Source organism: Streptomyces sp. NPDC001410, assembly GCF_042895235.1.
Classification (GTDB): Bacteria; Actinomycetota; Actinomycetes; order Streptomycetales; family Streptomycetaceae; genus Streptomyces.
On the sequence record NZ_JBIAWE010000023.1, the window covers coordinates 26,652 to 42,149 of the forward strand.

General features: G+C 71.0%; 16 protein-coding genes. 5 read left to right on the forward strand and 11 right to left on the reverse strand.

What is annotated here, in order from left to right; translation table 11 throughout:
* Positions 1 to 76: 76 nt before the first annotated feature.
* Positions 77 to 1,030, reverse strand: a complete 954-nt coding sequence (locus ACFY3C_RS38290; RefSeq protein ID WP_389178011.1) for an ROK family protein — start codon at positions 1,028 to 1,030, stop codon at positions 77 to 79.
* Between the two features lie 211 nt (positions 1,031 to 1,241).
* Here ACFY3C_RS38290 and ACFY3C_RS38295 point away from each other — a divergent pair, with 211 nt between their 5' ends.
* The gene (locus ACFY3C_RS38295; protein ID WP_390774208.1) at positions 1,242 to 2,300 is read left to right on the forward strand and encodes a LacI family DNA-binding transcriptional regulator; all 1,059 of its coding nucleotides are present in this window, start codon (positions 1,242 to 1,244) and stop codon (positions 2,298 to 2,300) included.
* 7 nt (positions 2,301 to 2,307) lie between these two features.
* A complete protein-coding gene (locus tag ACFY3C_RS38300; RefSeq protein ID WP_390774112.1) occupies positions 2,308 to 3,048 on the forward strand; it encodes a hypothetical protein in 741 nt (246 codons plus the stop codon).
* Between the two features lie 165 nt (positions 3,049 to 3,213).
* Here the strand turns inward: ACFY3C_RS38300 and ACFY3C_RS38305 are convergent, their stop codons facing one another.
* Positions 3,214 to 4,512, reverse strand: coding sequence for a DUF6986 family protein (locus ACFY3C_RS38305; protein ID WP_390774113.1), 1,299 nt, complete (start codon positions 4,510 to 4,512; stop codon positions 3,214 to 3,216).
* Between the two features lie 156 nt (positions 4,513 to 4,668).
* On the opposite strand from ACFY3C_RS38305, the gene ACFY3C_RS38310 reads away from it, so the two are divergent.
* Positions 4,669 to 5,574: an endonuclease/exonuclease/phosphatase family protein gene (locus ACFY3C_RS38310; protein WP_390774114.1), complete on the forward strand. Its 906-nt coding sequence runs from the start codon at positions 4,669 to 4,671 to the stop codon at positions 5,572 to 5,574.
* 57 nt (positions 5,575 to 5,631) lie between these two features.
* On the opposite strand, the gene ACFY3C_RS38315 is transcribed toward ACFY3C_RS38310, so the two are convergent.
* The 4 genes from ACFY3C_RS38315 to ACFY3C_RS38330 all read right to left on the reverse strand — a co-directional run bounded on the left by ACFY3C_RS38315 (position 5,632) and on the right by ACFY3C_RS38330 (position 8,758).
* Positions 5,632 to 6,594 carry an electron transfer flavoprotein subunit alpha/FixB family protein gene (locus ACFY3C_RS38315; protein ID WP_386575116.1) on the reverse strand — a complete coding sequence of 321 codons (963 nt, stop codon included), beginning with the start codon at positions 6,592 to 6,594 and terminating at the stop codon, positions 5,632 to 5,634.
* A 56-nt stretch (positions 6,595 to 6,650) separates the two neighbouring features.
* Positions 6,651 to 7,439, reverse strand: a complete 789-nt coding sequence (locus tag ACFY3C_RS38320) for an electron transfer flavoprotein subunit beta/FixA family protein (protein WP_386575115.1) — start codon at positions 7,437 to 7,439, stop codon at positions 6,651 to 6,653.
* Positions 7,440 to 7,657: 218 nt separating this feature from the next.
* Positions 7,658 to 8,167: a flavin reductase family protein gene (locus tag ACFY3C_RS38325; RefSeq protein WP_390774115.1), complete on the reverse strand. Its 510-nt coding sequence runs from the start codon at positions 8,165 to 8,167 to the stop codon at positions 7,658 to 7,660.
* Between the two features lie 216 nt (positions 8,168 to 8,383).
* Complete coding sequence (locus ACFY3C_RS38330) at positions 8,384 to 8,758, reverse strand: thioredoxin family protein (protein WP_390774116.1); 375 nt, start codon at positions 8,756 to 8,758, stop codon at positions 8,384 to 8,386.
* A gap of 210 nt (positions 8,759 to 8,968) precedes the next feature.
* On the opposite strand from ACFY3C_RS38330, the gene ACFY3C_RS38335 reads away from it, so the two are divergent.
* Positions 8,969 to 9,697 carry a lysophospholipid acyltransferase family protein gene (locus tag ACFY3C_RS38335; protein WP_386575110.1) on the forward strand — a complete coding sequence of 243 codons (729 nt, stop codon included), beginning with the start codon at positions 8,969 to 8,971 and terminating at the stop codon, positions 9,695 to 9,697.
* A 58-nt stretch (positions 9,698 to 9,755) separates the two neighbouring features.
* Here ACFY3C_RS38335 and ACFY3C_RS38340 read toward each other — a convergent pair whose 3' ends face one another.
* The 5 genes from ACFY3C_RS38340 to ACFY3C_RS38360 all read right to left on the reverse strand — a co-directional run bounded on the left by ACFY3C_RS38340 (position 9,756) and on the right by ACFY3C_RS38360 (position 14,400).
* A complete protein-coding gene (locus ACFY3C_RS38340) occupies positions 9,756 to 10,466 on the reverse strand; it encodes a B3/4 domain-containing protein (RefSeq protein WP_390774117.1) in 711 nt (236 codons plus the stop codon).
* 10 nt (positions 10,467 to 10,476) lie between these two features.
* Entirely contained in the window at positions 10,477 to 11,070 is a 594-nt protein-coding gene (locus tag ACFY3C_RS38345) for a transglutaminase domain-containing protein (protein WP_390774118.1), read from the reverse strand.
* Between the two features lie 77 nt (positions 11,071 to 11,147).
* A complete protein-coding gene (locus ACFY3C_RS38350; protein ID WP_390774119.1) occupies positions 11,148 to 12,218 on the reverse strand; it encodes a threonine aldolase family protein in 1,071 nt (356 codons plus the stop codon).
* Positions 12,215 to 13,006 (reverse strand): SDR family NAD(P)-dependent oxidoreductase, encoded by a 792-nt coding sequence (locus ACFY3C_RS38355; RefSeq protein WP_390774120.1) that lies wholly within the window; start codon positions 13,004 to 13,006, stop codon positions 12,215 to 12,217. The genes ACFY3C_RS38350 and ACFY3C_RS38355 overlap by 4 nt, the downstream gene beginning before the upstream one ends.
* Positions 13,003 to 14,400, reverse strand: coding sequence for a DUF6421 family protein (locus ACFY3C_RS38360; RefSeq protein ID WP_390774121.1), 1,398 nt, complete (start codon positions 14,398 to 14,400; stop codon positions 13,003 to 13,005). The genes ACFY3C_RS38355 and ACFY3C_RS38360 overlap by 4 nt, the downstream gene beginning before the upstream one ends.
* A gap of 405 nt (positions 14,401 to 14,805) precedes the next feature.
* Between ACFY3C_RS38360 and ACFY3C_RS38365 the strand changes: the two genes are divergently transcribed.
* A complete protein-coding gene (locus tag ACFY3C_RS38365) occupies positions 14,806 to 15,489 on the forward strand; it encodes a glycerophosphodiester phosphodiesterase (RefSeq protein WP_390774122.1) in 684 nt (227 codons plus the stop codon).
* The last annotated feature ends 9 nt before the right edge of the window (positions 15,490 to 15,498 follow it).

The window sequence follows — 15,498 nt, forward strand, 5'->3', positions numbered from 1 at the left end:
ACGGCCGCCACGGCGCCAACCAGACCCGCACCCGTACCCATCCGCGCAGGCGTCACCGTAAGCCGCCCAACCGCCCTCAAACCCCCGCCGCAGTCGCATCCGGCCTGAGAGCCAACGCGGCCGCGGCAGCGCCGACCAGACCCGCATCGGTACCCATCTGCGCAGGCGTCACCGTGAGCCGCTGGACGAAGGAGAGGGTCGCGTAGTCGGCGAGGGCCTTGCGCAGGGGGGTGAAGAGGATGTCGCCGGCCTTGCCGACACCCCCGCCGATCACCGCGATGTCGATCTCCACCAAGGTCGCGGTGGCCGCGATGCCGGCGGCCAGGGCCTGGGCGGCCCGCTCGAAGGAGGCCACGGCGACCGGGTCGCCCTGCCGGGCGGCGGCGGCGACCGCCGCGGCGGAGGTGTCGCCGTCCGGGCCCGGCCGCCAGCCCTGCTCCAGGGCGCGGCGGGCGATGTTGGGGCCGCTGGCGATGCGCTCGACGCAGCCGCGCGAGCCGCACGGGCACGGGTCGCCGTCGAGGTCGACGCTGATGTGCCCGATGTGCCCGGCGTTGCCGGTCGGGCCGGGATGCAGCTGCCCGCCGAGGACCAGGCCGCCGCCGACGCCGGTGGAGACCACCATGCACAGCGCGTTGTCGTGGCCGCGGGCGGCGCCCTGCCAGTGTTCGGCCGCGGTGATGGCCACCCCGTCGCCGATCAGCTCGACCGGCAGCCCCCCGGTGGCTGAGCGCACCCGCTCGACCAGCGGAAAGTCACGCCAGCCCGGCACGTTCACGGGGCTGACGGTGCCCGCGGAGGCGTCCACCGGGCCCGCACTGCCGATGCCTATGGAGCCGGCGCGTCCCCACAGGGGTGACCCGGCGAGGTCGCCGAGTACCTCCTCGACGGCCCGCATGACCGTTTCGCCGTCCTGCTGCGCGGGCGTCGCACGCTGTGCGCGTGCCTGGATCCGTCCGTGACCGTCCACCAGAGCGCCGGCGATCTTGGTGCCGCCGATGTCCAGGGCCGCCACGAGGTCGGTGTACATCAGTGTCAGATCTCCCCGTTGAACCTTGAATAACCAGAAAGAGGCAGGCCGGTCCAGCGGTGGGGGCGCAGGCCGGAGACAGCGGTGGACAGTGTCTCGCGGATCTGACAACGTTGTCCAGGCTCTATGCTCGACGCCACATCCTCATACAAACCACGGATCTACGCACCACCCCGTGGACAACCCGGACGACAGGACAGGACGCCGCATCGTGCCCGAGACCAGCCGCCGCGCAGATCGCCCCACAGACCGCTCCGGGTCGCGATACGGCAACCGTCCCACGATGAAGGACGTGGCCGCGCGCGCCGGGGTCGGCCTGAAGACGGTGTCCCGTGTGGTCAACGGCGAGCCGGGCGTCACCCCGGACACCGAGCGCCGTGTCCAGGAGGCGATCGACGCGCTCGGCTTCCGTCGCAACGACAGCGCGCGCGTCCTGCGCAAGGGCCGTACGGCCAGCATCGGCCTGGTCCTGGAGGACCTCGCCGACCCGTTCTACGGCCCGCTGAGCCGCGCGGTCGAGGAGGTGGCCCGGGCCCACGGCGCCCTGCTGATCAACGGCTCCAGCGCCGAGGACCCGGACCGGGAGCAGGAGCTGGCGCTGGCGCTGTGCGCCCGGCGGGTGGACGGTCTGGTGGTGATCCCGGCCGGGGACGACCACCGCTACCTGGAGCCGGAGATCGGGGCGGGCGTGGCCACCGTGTTCGTGGACCGCCCCGCCGGGAAGATCGACGCCGACGTCGTGCTGTCGGACAACTTCGGCGGCGCCCGCGACGGCGTCGCCCACCTGATCGCGCACGGCCATCGCCGCATCGGGTTCATCGGCGACATGCCCCGCATCCACACCGCGGCCGAGCGCCTGCGCGGCTACCGGGCCGCCATGGAGGACGCCGGGATACCGGTCGAGGAGCGGTGGATGTCGCTCGGGGCGACGGACCCGGCGCGGGTGCGCCGGGCGGCCGAGGAGATGCTCGCCGGCCCCTCCCCCGTCACCGCGATCTTCGCGGGCAACAACCGGGTGACGGTCACCGTGATCCGGGTCCTCGCCGAGCAGTCCCGCCCGGTCGCCCTCGTCGGCTTCGACGACATCGAGCTGGCCGATCTGCTCCAGCCGGGTGTCACGGTCGTCGCCCAGGACGCGGCCGCCCTCGGCCGGACCGCCGCCGAGCGTCTCTTCCGCCAGCTGGACGGCACCCTCGTCGCGCCCGAGCGCATCGAGCTGCCGACCCGGCTCGTCACCCGCGGCTCGGGCGAGCTGCCGCCCGCGGACTGAGCCGCCCGTGACCCGTGACGTCGGCCGCACCCTGGCGGAACTCGGCCTCGCCGAGGCACCCCGCGACCATCCGCTGACCTATCCGGGCGCCTGGCCCGCCGACTCCGGGCTGCTGCACGGCGACCGGATGCTGCCGCTGGACCGGTTGGTGCACGAGGACCGGACGCCGGTCCTCGCCGTCGGCTCCAACGCCTGCCCGGGCCAACTGCGCCACAAGATGGACGAGTCCGGGATCGACGCGGCCATCCCGATGGTGCGGGCGCGGGTGACCGGGATCGACGTGGGCGTCTCCGCCCATGTGAGCGTGCGGGGCTATGTCTCCGCCTCTCCCGTCAGGTCCGCTCGCTGCTTACGGGAGTTGTTCGTCATCTGGCTGGACCCGCGGCAGCTGGCGGTGATCGACGCCAGCGAGCCGCACTTCCGGCGGGCCTGGCTGCCCGCACCGGACGTGCGGATCGAGCTGCCGGACGGCTCTGCGCTGACCGGCGCGTTCGCCTACGTCAACCGGCACGGCGTGCTGCACGACGGCATGGGCGCACCCCGCCGGCATCCCGGGCAGCGCCCGCTGCTCACCGAACTCCTCGTGGCATCAGCCCTGTTGCGCGCGCTGTTCGGGGTCACACCGGAGGAGTTCTGCGCGCGGGCCCGCGCCGACGCCGCGCTGTGCGCGCGGGGCACCCGGCTGTTCGCCGAGCACGCGTGGGTGACGGAGTCGGGGCTGGAGCCGTACGCGCACGGCCGGCCGTAGCCCACACCTGCCCGTCGGCGCCGTCGGCCGTGTTCGGTGCGGCCGACGGCTGCTCGGGATGATGCCCGCCGGTCAGGGCTGACGGGGCGGGCGTGGGCTCACGGGGCCAGGTTGAAGTGCATGACGACGCTGCACCGGGGCGGCTCGTCCTGTCGCGGGAGGCCGCTACTTCGCCGAGGCCGTCAGGTCGCCGCGCCGGGGCGCCGCGAAGCCCTCCAGGTCGGCCCGGGTCAGGCCGGTGAGGCGGGCGACCTCGGCGATGTCCAGGGCGCCGCAGTCCAGGCCGCGCAGCAGGTAGCCGCTGAGGGCCTTGGCGGTGGCGGGCTCGTCCATGACGTCGCCGCCGGCGCGGTTGGCATAGCGGGCGAGGCGGGCGGCCGCCTGCTCGAAACCTTCGCGGTAGAAGGCGAAGACGGCGGCGTAGCGGGTCGGGATGTGGCCGGGGTGCATGTCCCAGCCCTGGTAGTAGGCGCGGGCGAGCGCGCGCCGCGTCAGGCCGTAGTGCAGGCGCCAGGCGTCGTGGACCTTCGCGGTCGGGCCGACCGGCAGGACGTTGGTGGAGCCGTCCGAGACGCGTACGCCGGTGCCCGCGGCGGCGACCTGCATGATCGCCTTGGCGTGGTCGGCGGCGGGGTGGTCGCTGGCCTGGTAGGCGGCGGAGACGCCGAGGCAGGCGCTGTAGTCGAAGGTGCCGTAGTGCAGGCCGGTGGCGCGGCCCTCGGCGGCCTGGATCATGCGGGCGACGGTCGCGGTGCCGTCGGTGGCCAGGATGGACTGGCTGGTCTCGATCTGGATCTCGAAGCCGAGCCGCCCGGACTCCAGGCCGTGCACCTTCTCGAAGGCCTCCAGCAGGCGTACGAACGCGCCGACCTGCTCGGCGTACGTCACCTTCGGCAGGGTCAGCACCAGCCCGTCGGGCAGGCCGCCGGCCTCGATCAGCGCGGTGAGGAAGACGTCGAGGGTGCGGATGCCCCGGTCGCGTACCGCGGCCTCCATGCACTTCATGCGGATGCCCATGTACGGGGCCGCCGTGCCGTTCTTGCAGGCCTCGGCGATCAGACGGGCGGCGCGGGCGGCCGTCTCGTCCTCCTCGGCGTCCGGGCGGGGGCCGTAGCCGTCCTCGAAGTCGACGCGCAGGTCCTCGATCGGCTCGCGCTCCAGCTTGGCGCGGACTCGGGAGTAGACGGGCTCGGCGAGGTCGTCGGACAGGCCGAGGACGGCCGCGAACGAGGCCGCGTCCGGGGCGTGCTCGTCGAGGGCGGCGAGGGCCCGGTCGCCCCAGGAGCGGATGGTGTCGGCGGCGAAGGCGTCACCGGGGACGTACACGGTGTGGACGGGCTGCCGGGTGCCGGGGTCTCCGGGGTAGCGGCGCTCCAGTTCCGCGTCGACCGGCGCGAGGGAGGCGCTGATCCGCTCGCTGACGGCGCCCGCGAGGCTCGTCGCCACCTTCTCCTGCTGACCCATCCCACACCCTCCATGTTTCCGCTCTGCGGAATCAACAATCCGTAGAATGAAGTTATCCGGGGACCTTCGAGATGGTCAACACCATGTCCACGGGACGCCGCTGCGGCACACTTTCTTTCGCACGACTCGCCCGGCCGTTCCACCGAAGGAGCCTCCGTGTCGAACCGCAGCCGAGTCACGCGCCGTCTGGGTCTCAAGGCCGCACTGCTCGCGGCCGTCACCACTCCCCTGTCCAGTACAGCACTGCCCGCCCCGTCCGCCTCGGCGCGGGAGCACCGGGCCCGCCCCCTGGGGATCATGTCCTTCAACCTGCGCTTCGCGAGCGCCGCCGAGCCCAACAGCTGGACCGTCCGCAGACCGGTGATGAGCACACTGCTGCGCCGCGAGCAGCCCCATGTCATCGGCACCCAGGAAGGCCTCTACCAGCAGCTGCGCGACATCGACGCCGACCTCGGTCCGCACTTCGACTGGATCGGCACCGGCCGCGAGGGCGGCAGCCGCGACGAGTTCGCGGCGATCTTCTACGACACCCGGCGCCTGTCCCCGGTCGAGCACTACACCTTCTGGCTCTCCGACACCCCGGAAGTGATCGGCTCCAACACCTGGAGAGCCGCGTTCCCGCGCATCGTCACCTGGGTCCGCTTCCGCGACCTGCACGACGGCGGACGGGAGTTCTACGTCGTGAACACCCACTTCGACCACGCGAGGCAGTCCGCGCGCGAACGCAGCGCCGCCCTCATGGCCCAGCGGATCGCCGGCCTCGACCGCTCCCTGCCGGTCGTGGTGACCGGCGACTTCAACGTCGCCGCGCATCGGAACCGGGTCTACGACACGATGCTCGGCGCCGGTCTCGTCGACACCTGGGAGACCGCCGCCGAGCGCAGCGCGCTGTACGGCACGTTCCACGGCTACAAGCCGCTCGTCCGGAACGGCGACCGCATCGACTGGATCCTGTCCACGCCGAGGGTCACGACCCGGCGGGTGTCGATCAACACCTTCTCCAGGAACGGCCGGTTCCCGAGCGACCACCTGCCCGTGCAGGCCTGGATCACCCTGGGATGAGCAGAGGCCCCCGTGACCGGCGCGCGGTCACGGGGGCCTCGTACAGCCTGGCGGCGATCAGCCCTTGCGGGTCTTGATCTCCTCGGTGAGCTGCGGGACGACGTCGAAGAGGTCGCCGACGACGCCGTAGTCGACCAGGTCGAAGATCGGGGCCTCGGGGTCCTTGTTGACCGCCACGATCGTCTTCGAGGTCTGCATACCGGCACGGTGCTGGATCGCGCCGGAGATGCCGTTGGCGATGTACAGCTGCGGCGAGACCGACTTACCGGTCTGGCCGACCTGGTTGGTGTGCGGGTACCAGCCGGCGTCCACCGCGGCGCGCGAGGCGCCGACGGCCGCACCGAGCTGGTCGGCGAGCGCCTCGATGATCGAGAAGTTCTCGGCACCGTTGACGCCACGGCCACCGGAGACCACGATCGCGGCCTCGGTCAGCTCCGGACGGCCCGTCGACTCACGGGCGGTGCGGCCGGTGACCTTGGTGCCGGTGGCCTTGTCGGAGAAGGACACGGCCAGGGCCTCGACGGCGCCGGCGGCCGGGGCGGCCTCCACGGCGGCGCTGTTGGGCTTGACCGTGATGACCGGGGTGCCCTTGATGACGCGGGACTTGGTGGTGAAGGACGCGGCGAACACCGACTGGGTGGCCACCGGGCCCTCGTCGCCGGCCTCCAGGTCGACGGCGTCGGTGATGATGCCGGAGCCGATGCGCAGCGCCAGACGGGCGGCGATCTCCTTGCCCTCCGCGGAGGACGGGACCAGCACGGCGGCCGGGGAGACGGCCTCGTAGGCGGCCTGCAGGGCCTCCACCTTCGGCACGACCAGGTAGTCGGCGTACTCGGACGCCTCGTGCGTCAGGACGCGGGTCGCGCCGTGCTCGGCGAGCGCGGCGGCGGTGTCGGCGGCGCCGTTGCCCAGCGCGACGGCGACGGGCTCGCCGATGCGGCGGGCCAGGGTCAGCAGCTCCAGGGTGGGCTTGCGGACGGCACCGTCCACGTGGTCGACGTAGACGAGAACTTCAGCCATGGGAACGGATCTCCTTGCGGATTACGAAGTCTGAGGGGCGGTCAGGCTGTCGAGCCTTAGATGAACTTCTGGCTCGCGAGGAACTCAGCGAGCTGCTTGCCGCCCTCGCCCTCGTCCTTGACGATCGTGCCGGCCGTGCGGGCCGGACGCTCGGCCGCGGTCTCGACCTTGGTCCAGGCGCCGTCGAGGCCGACCTCCTCGGCGTCGATGTCCAGGTCGGACAGGTCCCAGGACTGAACCGGCTTCTTCTTGGCGGCCATGATGCCCTTGAAGGACGGGTAACGCGCCTCGCCCGACTGGTCCGTGACGGAGACGACGGCCGGCAGGGAGGCCTCCAGCTGCTCGCTCGCGGCGTCGCCGTCGCGGCGGCCCTTGACCGTGCCGTCCTCGACCGAGACCTCGGAGAGCAGGGTGACCTGCGGGACACCCAGACGCTCGGCCACCAGGGCCGGGACGATACCGGCGGTGCCGTCGGTGGAGGCCATGCCGGAGATCACCAGGTCGTAGCCGGCCTTCTCGATCGCCTTGGCCAGCACCAGCGAGGTGCCGATGGCGTCGGTGCCGTGCAGGTCGTCGTCCTCGACGTGGACGGCCTTGTCGGCGCCCATGGACAGCGCCTTGCGCAGCGCGTCCTTGGCGTCCTCCGGGCCGACCGTCAGAACGGTGACCTCGACGTCGTCGTCCGAGTTCTCGGAGATCTGCAGCGCCTGCTCGACCGCGTACTCGTCCAGCTCGGAGAGCAGACCGTCCACGTCGTCGCGGTCGACGGTCAGGTCATCGGCGAAGTGCCGGTCGCCAGTGGCGTCGGGCACGTACTTCACAGTGACAACGATCCTCAAGCTCACGCCGGCTCTCCTACTGCATCGTCATTTCCGGGCTGCCTCTTGCAGGCAGCATAGGCGCCTCAAGCGGCCGATCCCGGTCGGGGCGTCCGCGCGCTCCGACCGAAATATTACTCGTCAGTACACCCAGTTCATGCCCGCTAAGCAAGCGCTTTGAACTGTGACCTTCGCAACGCAGCGTAACCGGAACTCGACGGCTTCGCAGGGCGGGAGAGGCGTGATCAATCCCGCAGGCGGTTGAAGCGGCCCTGGTGGTAGAGAAGGGGACGCCCCGCGCCCGTGGAGTCGCCGAGGACCACCTCGGCGAGCACGATGCGGTGCTCACCGGCCGGTACGCGGCCGACGATCCGGCAGACGAGCCAGGCCAGCACGTCATCCAGGACCGGTACGCCGTTCGGGCCCTCCCGCCAGACCGTGGGCGCGCCGAAGCGGTCGGCGCCGCTGCGGGCGAAGGTGGCGGCCAGGTCGCTCTGGTGCTCGCCGAGTATGTGGATTCCGACGTGCTCGGTCTCGGCGACGGCGGGCCAGCTGGAGGCGCCCGTGCCGATACCGAAGGAGACGAGCGGCGGGTCGGCGGACACGGAGGTGAGAGAGGTGGCGGTGAACCCGACCGGGCCCGAGGCACCGCGCGCGGTGATCACGGCGACACCGGCGGCGTGCCGACGGAAGGTGGAGCGCAGCAGGTCGGGCGAGGCGAGCTGGAAGGTGCCGAGTTCGGGCGAGGCCGTCATGGAGTTGTCCTTCTGCGAGGGGTGACGAGCGGGGCCGGTGCTGTTCAACAGCGCGGACAGCGCGCGCTCGACGTGCGGACCAGGGCGCCTTCGTGAAGGTGTCCCCGCCCGAGGAGAAGGAGTTCGGTCGGCATAGGGTCAGGCTGACGATAGGTGGCGTGCACAGTCAAGTTCGTTCCGGGATCTGGGAGATGCCTCACCGTGCGCGCGAGGGCCTCACACCGCCTCCCCCAGGGCCGCGATCACGTCGGCCTTGCGGGGCTGTCCGGTGGCGCGTCGCACCACCCGGCCGTCCGCGTCGAGGACCAGCACGGTGGGCGTTTTGAGGATCTCCAGCTCGCGTACGAGGTCCAGGTGGGCCTCGGCGTCGATCTCGACGTGGGTGACGCCGGGGACCATTGCGGCGACGTCGCCGAGGAGGCGCCGGGTGGCCCGGCAGGGTGCGCAGAAGGCACTCGAGAACTGCACGAGCGTGGCCCGCTCCCCCAGTTCACCGCCCAGCTCGGCCGCTCCGAGCCGCCTGCCGCCGTCTCGCCCGCGCACCCGCACTCTCCCTCTCCGTCGCCTGCAGTCGTCCGCACCAGCATTCACAAGACTGCAAAGATTCCCGCCTCCCGATGGAGTCTGCCTTGCGGATTACTAGGCCGACGTGACGAGGATCTCGCCGCCGCGAGGCACCAGGACTGGCTACCGGTCCGTTCTTCGGGCACGATCTGCGAGACGCCGTAAACCTACGGCTGCGTAACTTTCCCGCCGGGAGCCCCCCTTTCCCGAGCAGAGCAGAAAGGGCCCACCCCGCCCATGGCAGAGCTGGTCTACCGTCCCGTCGTCGGTCTCGCCAAGACGCTGTTCAAGGCCTGGGACCTGAAGATCGACTGCCAGGGGTCGGAGAACATCCCGCGCTCGGGCGGTGCCGTCCTGGTGAGTAATCACATCAGCTACCTGGACTTCATCTTCAACGGCCTGGCGGCCCTGCCGCAGAAGCGTCTGGTGCGCTTCATGGCGAAGGAGTCCGTCTTCCGGCACAAGGTGTCCGGGCCGCTGATGCGCGGGATGAAGCACATCCCGGTGGACCGCAAGCAGGGTGAGGCCGCCTTCGCGCACGCGCTGGACTCGCTGCGCTCCGGCGAGGTCATCGGGGTGTTCCCGGAGGCCACGATCTCACAGTCCTTCACCCTGAAGAGCTTCAAGTCGGGTGCGGCCCGCCTCGCCCAGGAGGCGGGCGTCCCGCTCGTCCCGATGGCGGTGTGGGGCACGCAGCGGCTGTGGACCAAGGGGCACCCGCGCAACTTCAAGCGCAGCCACACCCCGATCACCATCCGGGTCGGCGAGGCGGTCGAGGCCCCGCGCGACCAGTACGCGGGCGCCATCACCCGCCGCCTGCGCGAGGGCGTCCAGGAACTGCTGGAGGCCGCCCAGCGCGCCTACCCCGCACGCCCGAAGGGCGCGGAGGACTCCTGGTGGCTCCCGGCCCACCTCGGTGGTACGGCGCCCACGGCCGAGCAGCTGCGGGCGGCCGAGGCGCACTGACGCGGCCGATCCCCCGTCACTCAGGGCCGGGAGATCAGCGAGTGCGACGAAGCGTCGGTCAGGCGGGAGCGCCGGCCGACACCGGAGCGTGTACCTCGATACGGGCGCCGGGGCTGAACTTCTCCAGCAGCTCGGCGAGTTCGGCGGCCGCCGCCTCCGCCTCCGGGACCGGCATCGGGGCGAGGGTCTCCAGCAGGAACAGGCCGGAGACCGTCTCCTCGGTGAGCCGGGTGCGCGGGCCCTGGCGCCAGTTCCAGCGACGGCAGGTCACACCGGCCTCGTCGCGCCACACGACCTCGCCCGTGTCGGGGTGTTCGACGGCCTCCTCGCCGCCCGCGACCGTCACGAAGTCCTCCTCGCCGGTGGCGCGCACGAGCCGCATCTCGCCCTGGATGCGGTCGATGTCCTCGCCGCCGACGGGGACAAGGTGGGCGACGCTGATGGCGTTGTAGAGGTCCACGAGCAGGTTGATCCGGGGCAGGCCTCCATCGGCGAGAGCCCGCTTGGCCAGTGCCTCGGCCGAGTTGCGGGTGCGCGACGGCTTGGAGCCGAAGGCGGTGTACGTCTCCCGCCAGGCGACCATGTGCGGGTCCTCGTGCGGCGCTCGTCCGTCCAGGCGGGCGGCCAGCCGGCCGGCCGCCTCGTCCAGCAGCGCCGAACTCGCTTCGGTGCTGGGCCCGTTGACCAGGTCGTACGCCTCGATCACGACATGGGTGAAGCCGGGCGCGAGCGCGCGGACCTCGCCGGACACGGTGAGAGTGAGCGTCATCTGCCTCGCCTCAGAGAGTGCTGGGGAGCGTCTTCCACAGGGCCGACCGGTCCGGGGCCGCTTTCAACGCACTGAGGACGGCCGGGTGCGGTTCAGCATACAAGGCCGGGTAGTCCACCTCATTGGACGCCGGGTCGGGGATCCAGGCCAACTGCTCGCCCTCCAGGGAGAACTGGGCGCCCACGCCCGCCTTGTTGCCTCGCGGGTCCTGCCGGTGCCAGGCCCCGTGAAAGCGTACGGCGACCAGGCCGTGCACGGCGTGACCGCTGCCGTCGTCGTGCATGAGCCGCTGGTAGCACAGGGCGGTGGGGATGTCCTCGGCCCGCAGCAGGGCCGCCAGGGCGTGTGCCTTGGCGCAGCAGATGCCCGTGCGCCGCTCCAGCACGTCCGAGGCACGCCAGGTCACGCGCGGGTCGTCGGCGTCGGCGGAGTGCGGGATGGTGTCGCGGACGAACTCGTAGGCGGCGCGCGCATAGGCATACGAGTCTGCGATCCCCTCGGCCAGCCGGGCGGCCGTCTCCCGCACCACGGGATGGTGATGGTCGATGACCTCGTCAGCAGCCAGGTAAGCGGACAGGTCGGCGGTGTTCTGGATCAGCTCCATGGCCGCAGAGCATAGGAATGCGATCACCGACAGTCAATGACTTTTCAGGTGACCGCATACCTATGCAAACGCGGGGGCTAGCGCGCCATCTCCTCCTTGAGCGCCGCCACGAACGTGTCGACGTCCTCCTCCGTGGTGTCGAAGGAGCACATCCAGCGCACGACGCCCGCGGTCTCGTCCCAGAAGTAGAACCGGAACCGCTTCTGCAGCCGCTCGCTCACGTCGTGCGGGAGCTTGGCGAAGACACCGTTCGCCTGCACCGGGTAGAGGATCTCCACCCCGTGCACCGCGCGGACACCCTCGGCCAGCCGCTGGGCCATCTCGTTGGCGTGCCGGGCATTGCGCAGCCACAGGTCCTTGGCGAGCAGCGCCTCCAGCTGCACCGACACGAAGCGCATCTTGGAGGCGAGCTGCATGGACATCTTGCGCAGATGCTTCATGCGGCCGACGGAGTCCTGGTTGAGGACCACGACCGCCTCGCCGAACAGGGCGCCGTTCTTCGTCCCGCCGAGCGAGAGGATGTCGACGCCGACCGCGTTGGTGAACGTCCGCATGGGCACGTTCAGGGACGCGGCCGCGTTGGCTATCCGCGAGCCGTCCAGGTGCACCTTCATGCCGTGCGCGTGGGCGTGCTCGCAGATCGCCCGGATCTCCTCGGGCGTGTAGAGCGTACCCAGCTCCGTGCTCTGGGTGATCGAGACGACCTGCGGCATCGCGCGGTGCTCGTCCTCCCAGCCCCAGGCCTGCCGGTCGATCAGCTCGGGGGTGAGCTTGCCGTCGGGCGTGGGCACGGTGAGCAGCTTCAGGCCGCCCATGCGCTCGGGGGCGCCGCCCTCGTCGACGTTGATGTGCGCGCTCTCGGCGCAGATCACCGCGCCCCAGCGGTCGGTGACCGCCTGGAGCGCGACGACGTTCGCGCCGGTGCCGTTGAAGACCGGGAAGGCCTCCGCGGTGGCCCCGAAGTGGCTGCGGATGATCCGCTGGAGGTTCTCGGTGTAGTCGTCCTCGCCGTACGCCACCTGGTGGCCGCCGTTGGCCAGGGCCAGGGCGGCCATCACCTCCGGATGCGCCCCGGCGTAGTTGTCGCTGGCGAAACCGCGGACCTGCGGGTCGTGGTGGCGACGCGCGTCGGTCCTGGGAGGGTTCACGGCTTCTCGGTCAGCCACAGACGGTTTCCGTTCACTTCGGCGGCGGACTTGCTCCAGACGCCTTCGATGGCCTCGGCCAGGTCCTTGACGTCCGTGAAGCCCGCGAACTTCGCGCTGGGGCGTTCGGCGCGCATCGCGTCGTGCACCAGCGCCTTCACCACCAGGATGGCAGCCGCCGAGCGCGGACCCTCCTCGCCCCCGGCCTTGCGGAAGCCGTCGGCCATGGCGAGCGTCCAGGCCTCCGCGGCGGCCTTGGCCGCGGAGTACGCGGCGTTGCCCGCGGTGGGCTTCGACGCGCCGGCGGCGCTGATCAGCACGTACCGGCCGCGGTCGCTGCGCTGCAGGCCGTCGAAGAAGGCCAGGGAGGTGTGCTGGACGGTGCGGACGAGCAGCTTCTCCAGCAGGTCCCAGTCGCCCAGGTCGGACTCGGCGAAGTTCGCGCTGCCGCGCCAGCCGCCGACCAGGTGGACCAGGCCGTCGATACGGCCGTGGTCCTTCTCTATGCGCGCCGCCCACTCACGGGTCGACTGCAGGTTGAGCAGGTCGACCGTCTCGCCGGTGACCGTGGCACCGCCGCCCGCGTAGCGTGCCGCATCCACGGCCTCCGCCAGGCGCTCGGGGTTGTTGTCGGCACCGACGACCACCGCGCCGGCCTCGGCGAGCCGGACCAGCGCCGCGTGCCCGGCGGGTCCGCCCGCACCGGCCACCGCGATCACCGCACCGCTGAGAGACCCGTTGTTCCCCACGTTCTTCCCCTCTTGAACAGTGTTCTGGACGCGGCCGCTCACGCAGCGAGCCGCTCGGCGCTGTCCGCCGTGATGCCCTTGGTGGAGGCGATCACATTCTTCAGCTTCTTGGACAGGGCCTCAAAGAACATGCTCAGCGGAAACTCGTCCGGAAGCACGTCGTCGACGAGCTTGCGCGGCGGCTGGGTCAGGTCCAGGGCGTCAGGACCCTTGGCCCACTTGGAGCCGGGGTGCGGGGCGAGGTAGGTGGAGACCAGCTCGTAGCCCGCGAACCAGTGCACGAGCTTGGGGCGGTCGATGCCGTCCCGGTACAGCTTCTCGATCTCGGCGCAGAGCTGGTTGGTGATCTGCGGGGCGCGCTCCCAGTCGATGGTGAGCTTGTTGTCGGTCCAGCGGATGACGTCGTGCTTGTGCAGGTAGGCGAAGAGCAGCTGGCCGCCGACGCCGTCGTAGTTGCGCACGCGGTCGCCGGTGATCGGGAAGCGGAACATGCGGTCGAAGAGCACCGCGTACTGCACGTCACGGGCCTGCGGGACGCCCTCCGCCTGGAGCTTCACGGCCTCCTTGAAGGCGGTGAGGTCGCAGCGCAGCTCCTCCAGGCCGTACATCCAGAACGGCTGGCGCTGCTTGATCATGAACGGGTCGAACGGCAGGTCGCCGTGGCTGTGGGCGCGGTCGTGGACCATGTCCCACAGCACGAAGGCCTCTTCGCAGCGCTTCTGGTCGTGGACCATCGCGGCGATGTCCTCGGGCAGCTCGACACCGAGGGTGTCGACGGCGGCCTCGGTGACCCGGCGGAAGCGGGCGGCCTCGCGGTCGCAGAAGATGGCACCCCAGGTGAATCGTTCCGGCGCCTCACGCACGGCGACGGTCTCCGGGAAGAGGACGGCGGAGTTGGTGTCGTACCCGGCCGTGAAGTCCTCGAACGTGATGCCGCAGAAGAGCGGGTTGTCGTAGCGGGTGCGCTCCAGCTCGGCCAGCCAGTCCGGCCACACCATGCGCAGCACGACCGCCTCGAGGTTGCGGTCCAGGTTGCCGTTCTGCGTGTACATCGGGAAGACGACCAGGTGCTGCAGACCGTCCGCGCGGCCCGCCGCGGGCTGGAACTCCAGCAGGGAGTCGAGGAAGTCCGGCACCTGGAAGCCGCCCTCGGCCCAGCGGCGCAGGTCCTTGACGAGGGCCTCGTGGTAGGCGACGTCGTGCGGAACCAGTGCGGAGAGCTGCTGGACACCGGCGACGACACGCTCCACGGCCGCCTCGGCCTCGGCTCGCTGCGGGGCGCCCTCGCCCTCGAAGTCGATCGATCCGTCCTTCGACTGCCATGGCCGGATCTGCTCCACGGCATCCTTGAGCTCGGGCCAGGCCGGGTGCTCAACGACCCTGGTCAGCGAAGGAACCCGTCCCTCGGTACCCGCCTGCACAAGAATTTCCGTCATGTCCCATCCTCCACGGGAGAACCTCGCGTAAGGACACCGTATGCATACCCAGTTTCTCCCAGCAAGAGGCAGCTCGGGAAATTATTCTGCCGAGCCGCATGGTCACCGACATTTTTCCTGTCTGAAACCGTGACGACGGTCACTTTCGCCGCGATCACGGGGTATGGGCGACCGCGGAGGGACCGATCAGATCCAGCCGGTCAATACCGTTGGGGACTCGCCCACCCCAGGGTGACCACACAGGCGCATCCGAGCCAGGTGCCACAGGCGCCGCGCCCCGATCCGCCGCGCAAGTGCGGGTTCATCGCGGGAGCAGGCCATTAGGCTGCGACCTTGCCGCGCGGACACCGACGTCCCGTCGGGTTCGCGGGCGCCGAGCCGCCGTCGACGGAAGCGAGTTGAACCTTGAACTTCCTTACCATCGGTCACCGCGGGGTCATGGGTGTCGAGCCCGAGAACACCCTCCGTTCCTTCGTCGCCGCGCAGCAGGCCGGCCTCGACCTGATCGAACTCGATCTCCATCTGAGCAAGGACGGCGCCCTGGTCGTCATGCACGACGCGGAGGTGGACCGCACGACCGACGGCACCGGCCCGATCGCCGAGAAGACCCTCGCGGAGCTGCGCGCCCTGGACGCGGGCCGCGGGGAGCGGGTGCCGGTCTTCGAGGAGGTGCTGGACGCGGTGAAGACGCCCTTGCAGGCGGAGATCAAGGATGTGGCGGCGGCCAGGGCGCTCGCCGAGGTCATGCACCGGCAGGACCTGGTCTCCCGGGTGGAGGTGTCCTCGTTCCACGACGAGGCGGTCGCCGAGATCACCCGGCTGGTGCCGGGCGTGCGCACCGCGCTGATCGCGAGCCGCTACGGCACCGACGTCGTGGAGCGCGCCACCGAGGTGGGTGCCGGGACCGTCTGTCTCAACATCCGCCGGCTGACCCTGGAGGTCGTCGAACACGCGCGCGCGGCCGACCTGAAGATCATCGGCTGGGTGGTCAACACGCAGGACCACCTGCGGCTCGTCCGCGCACTCCAGCTGGACGGGGCGACGACCGACTACCCGGAGATCAAGCGCACGGGCCGCTTCACCGCCTGACCCGGCGCA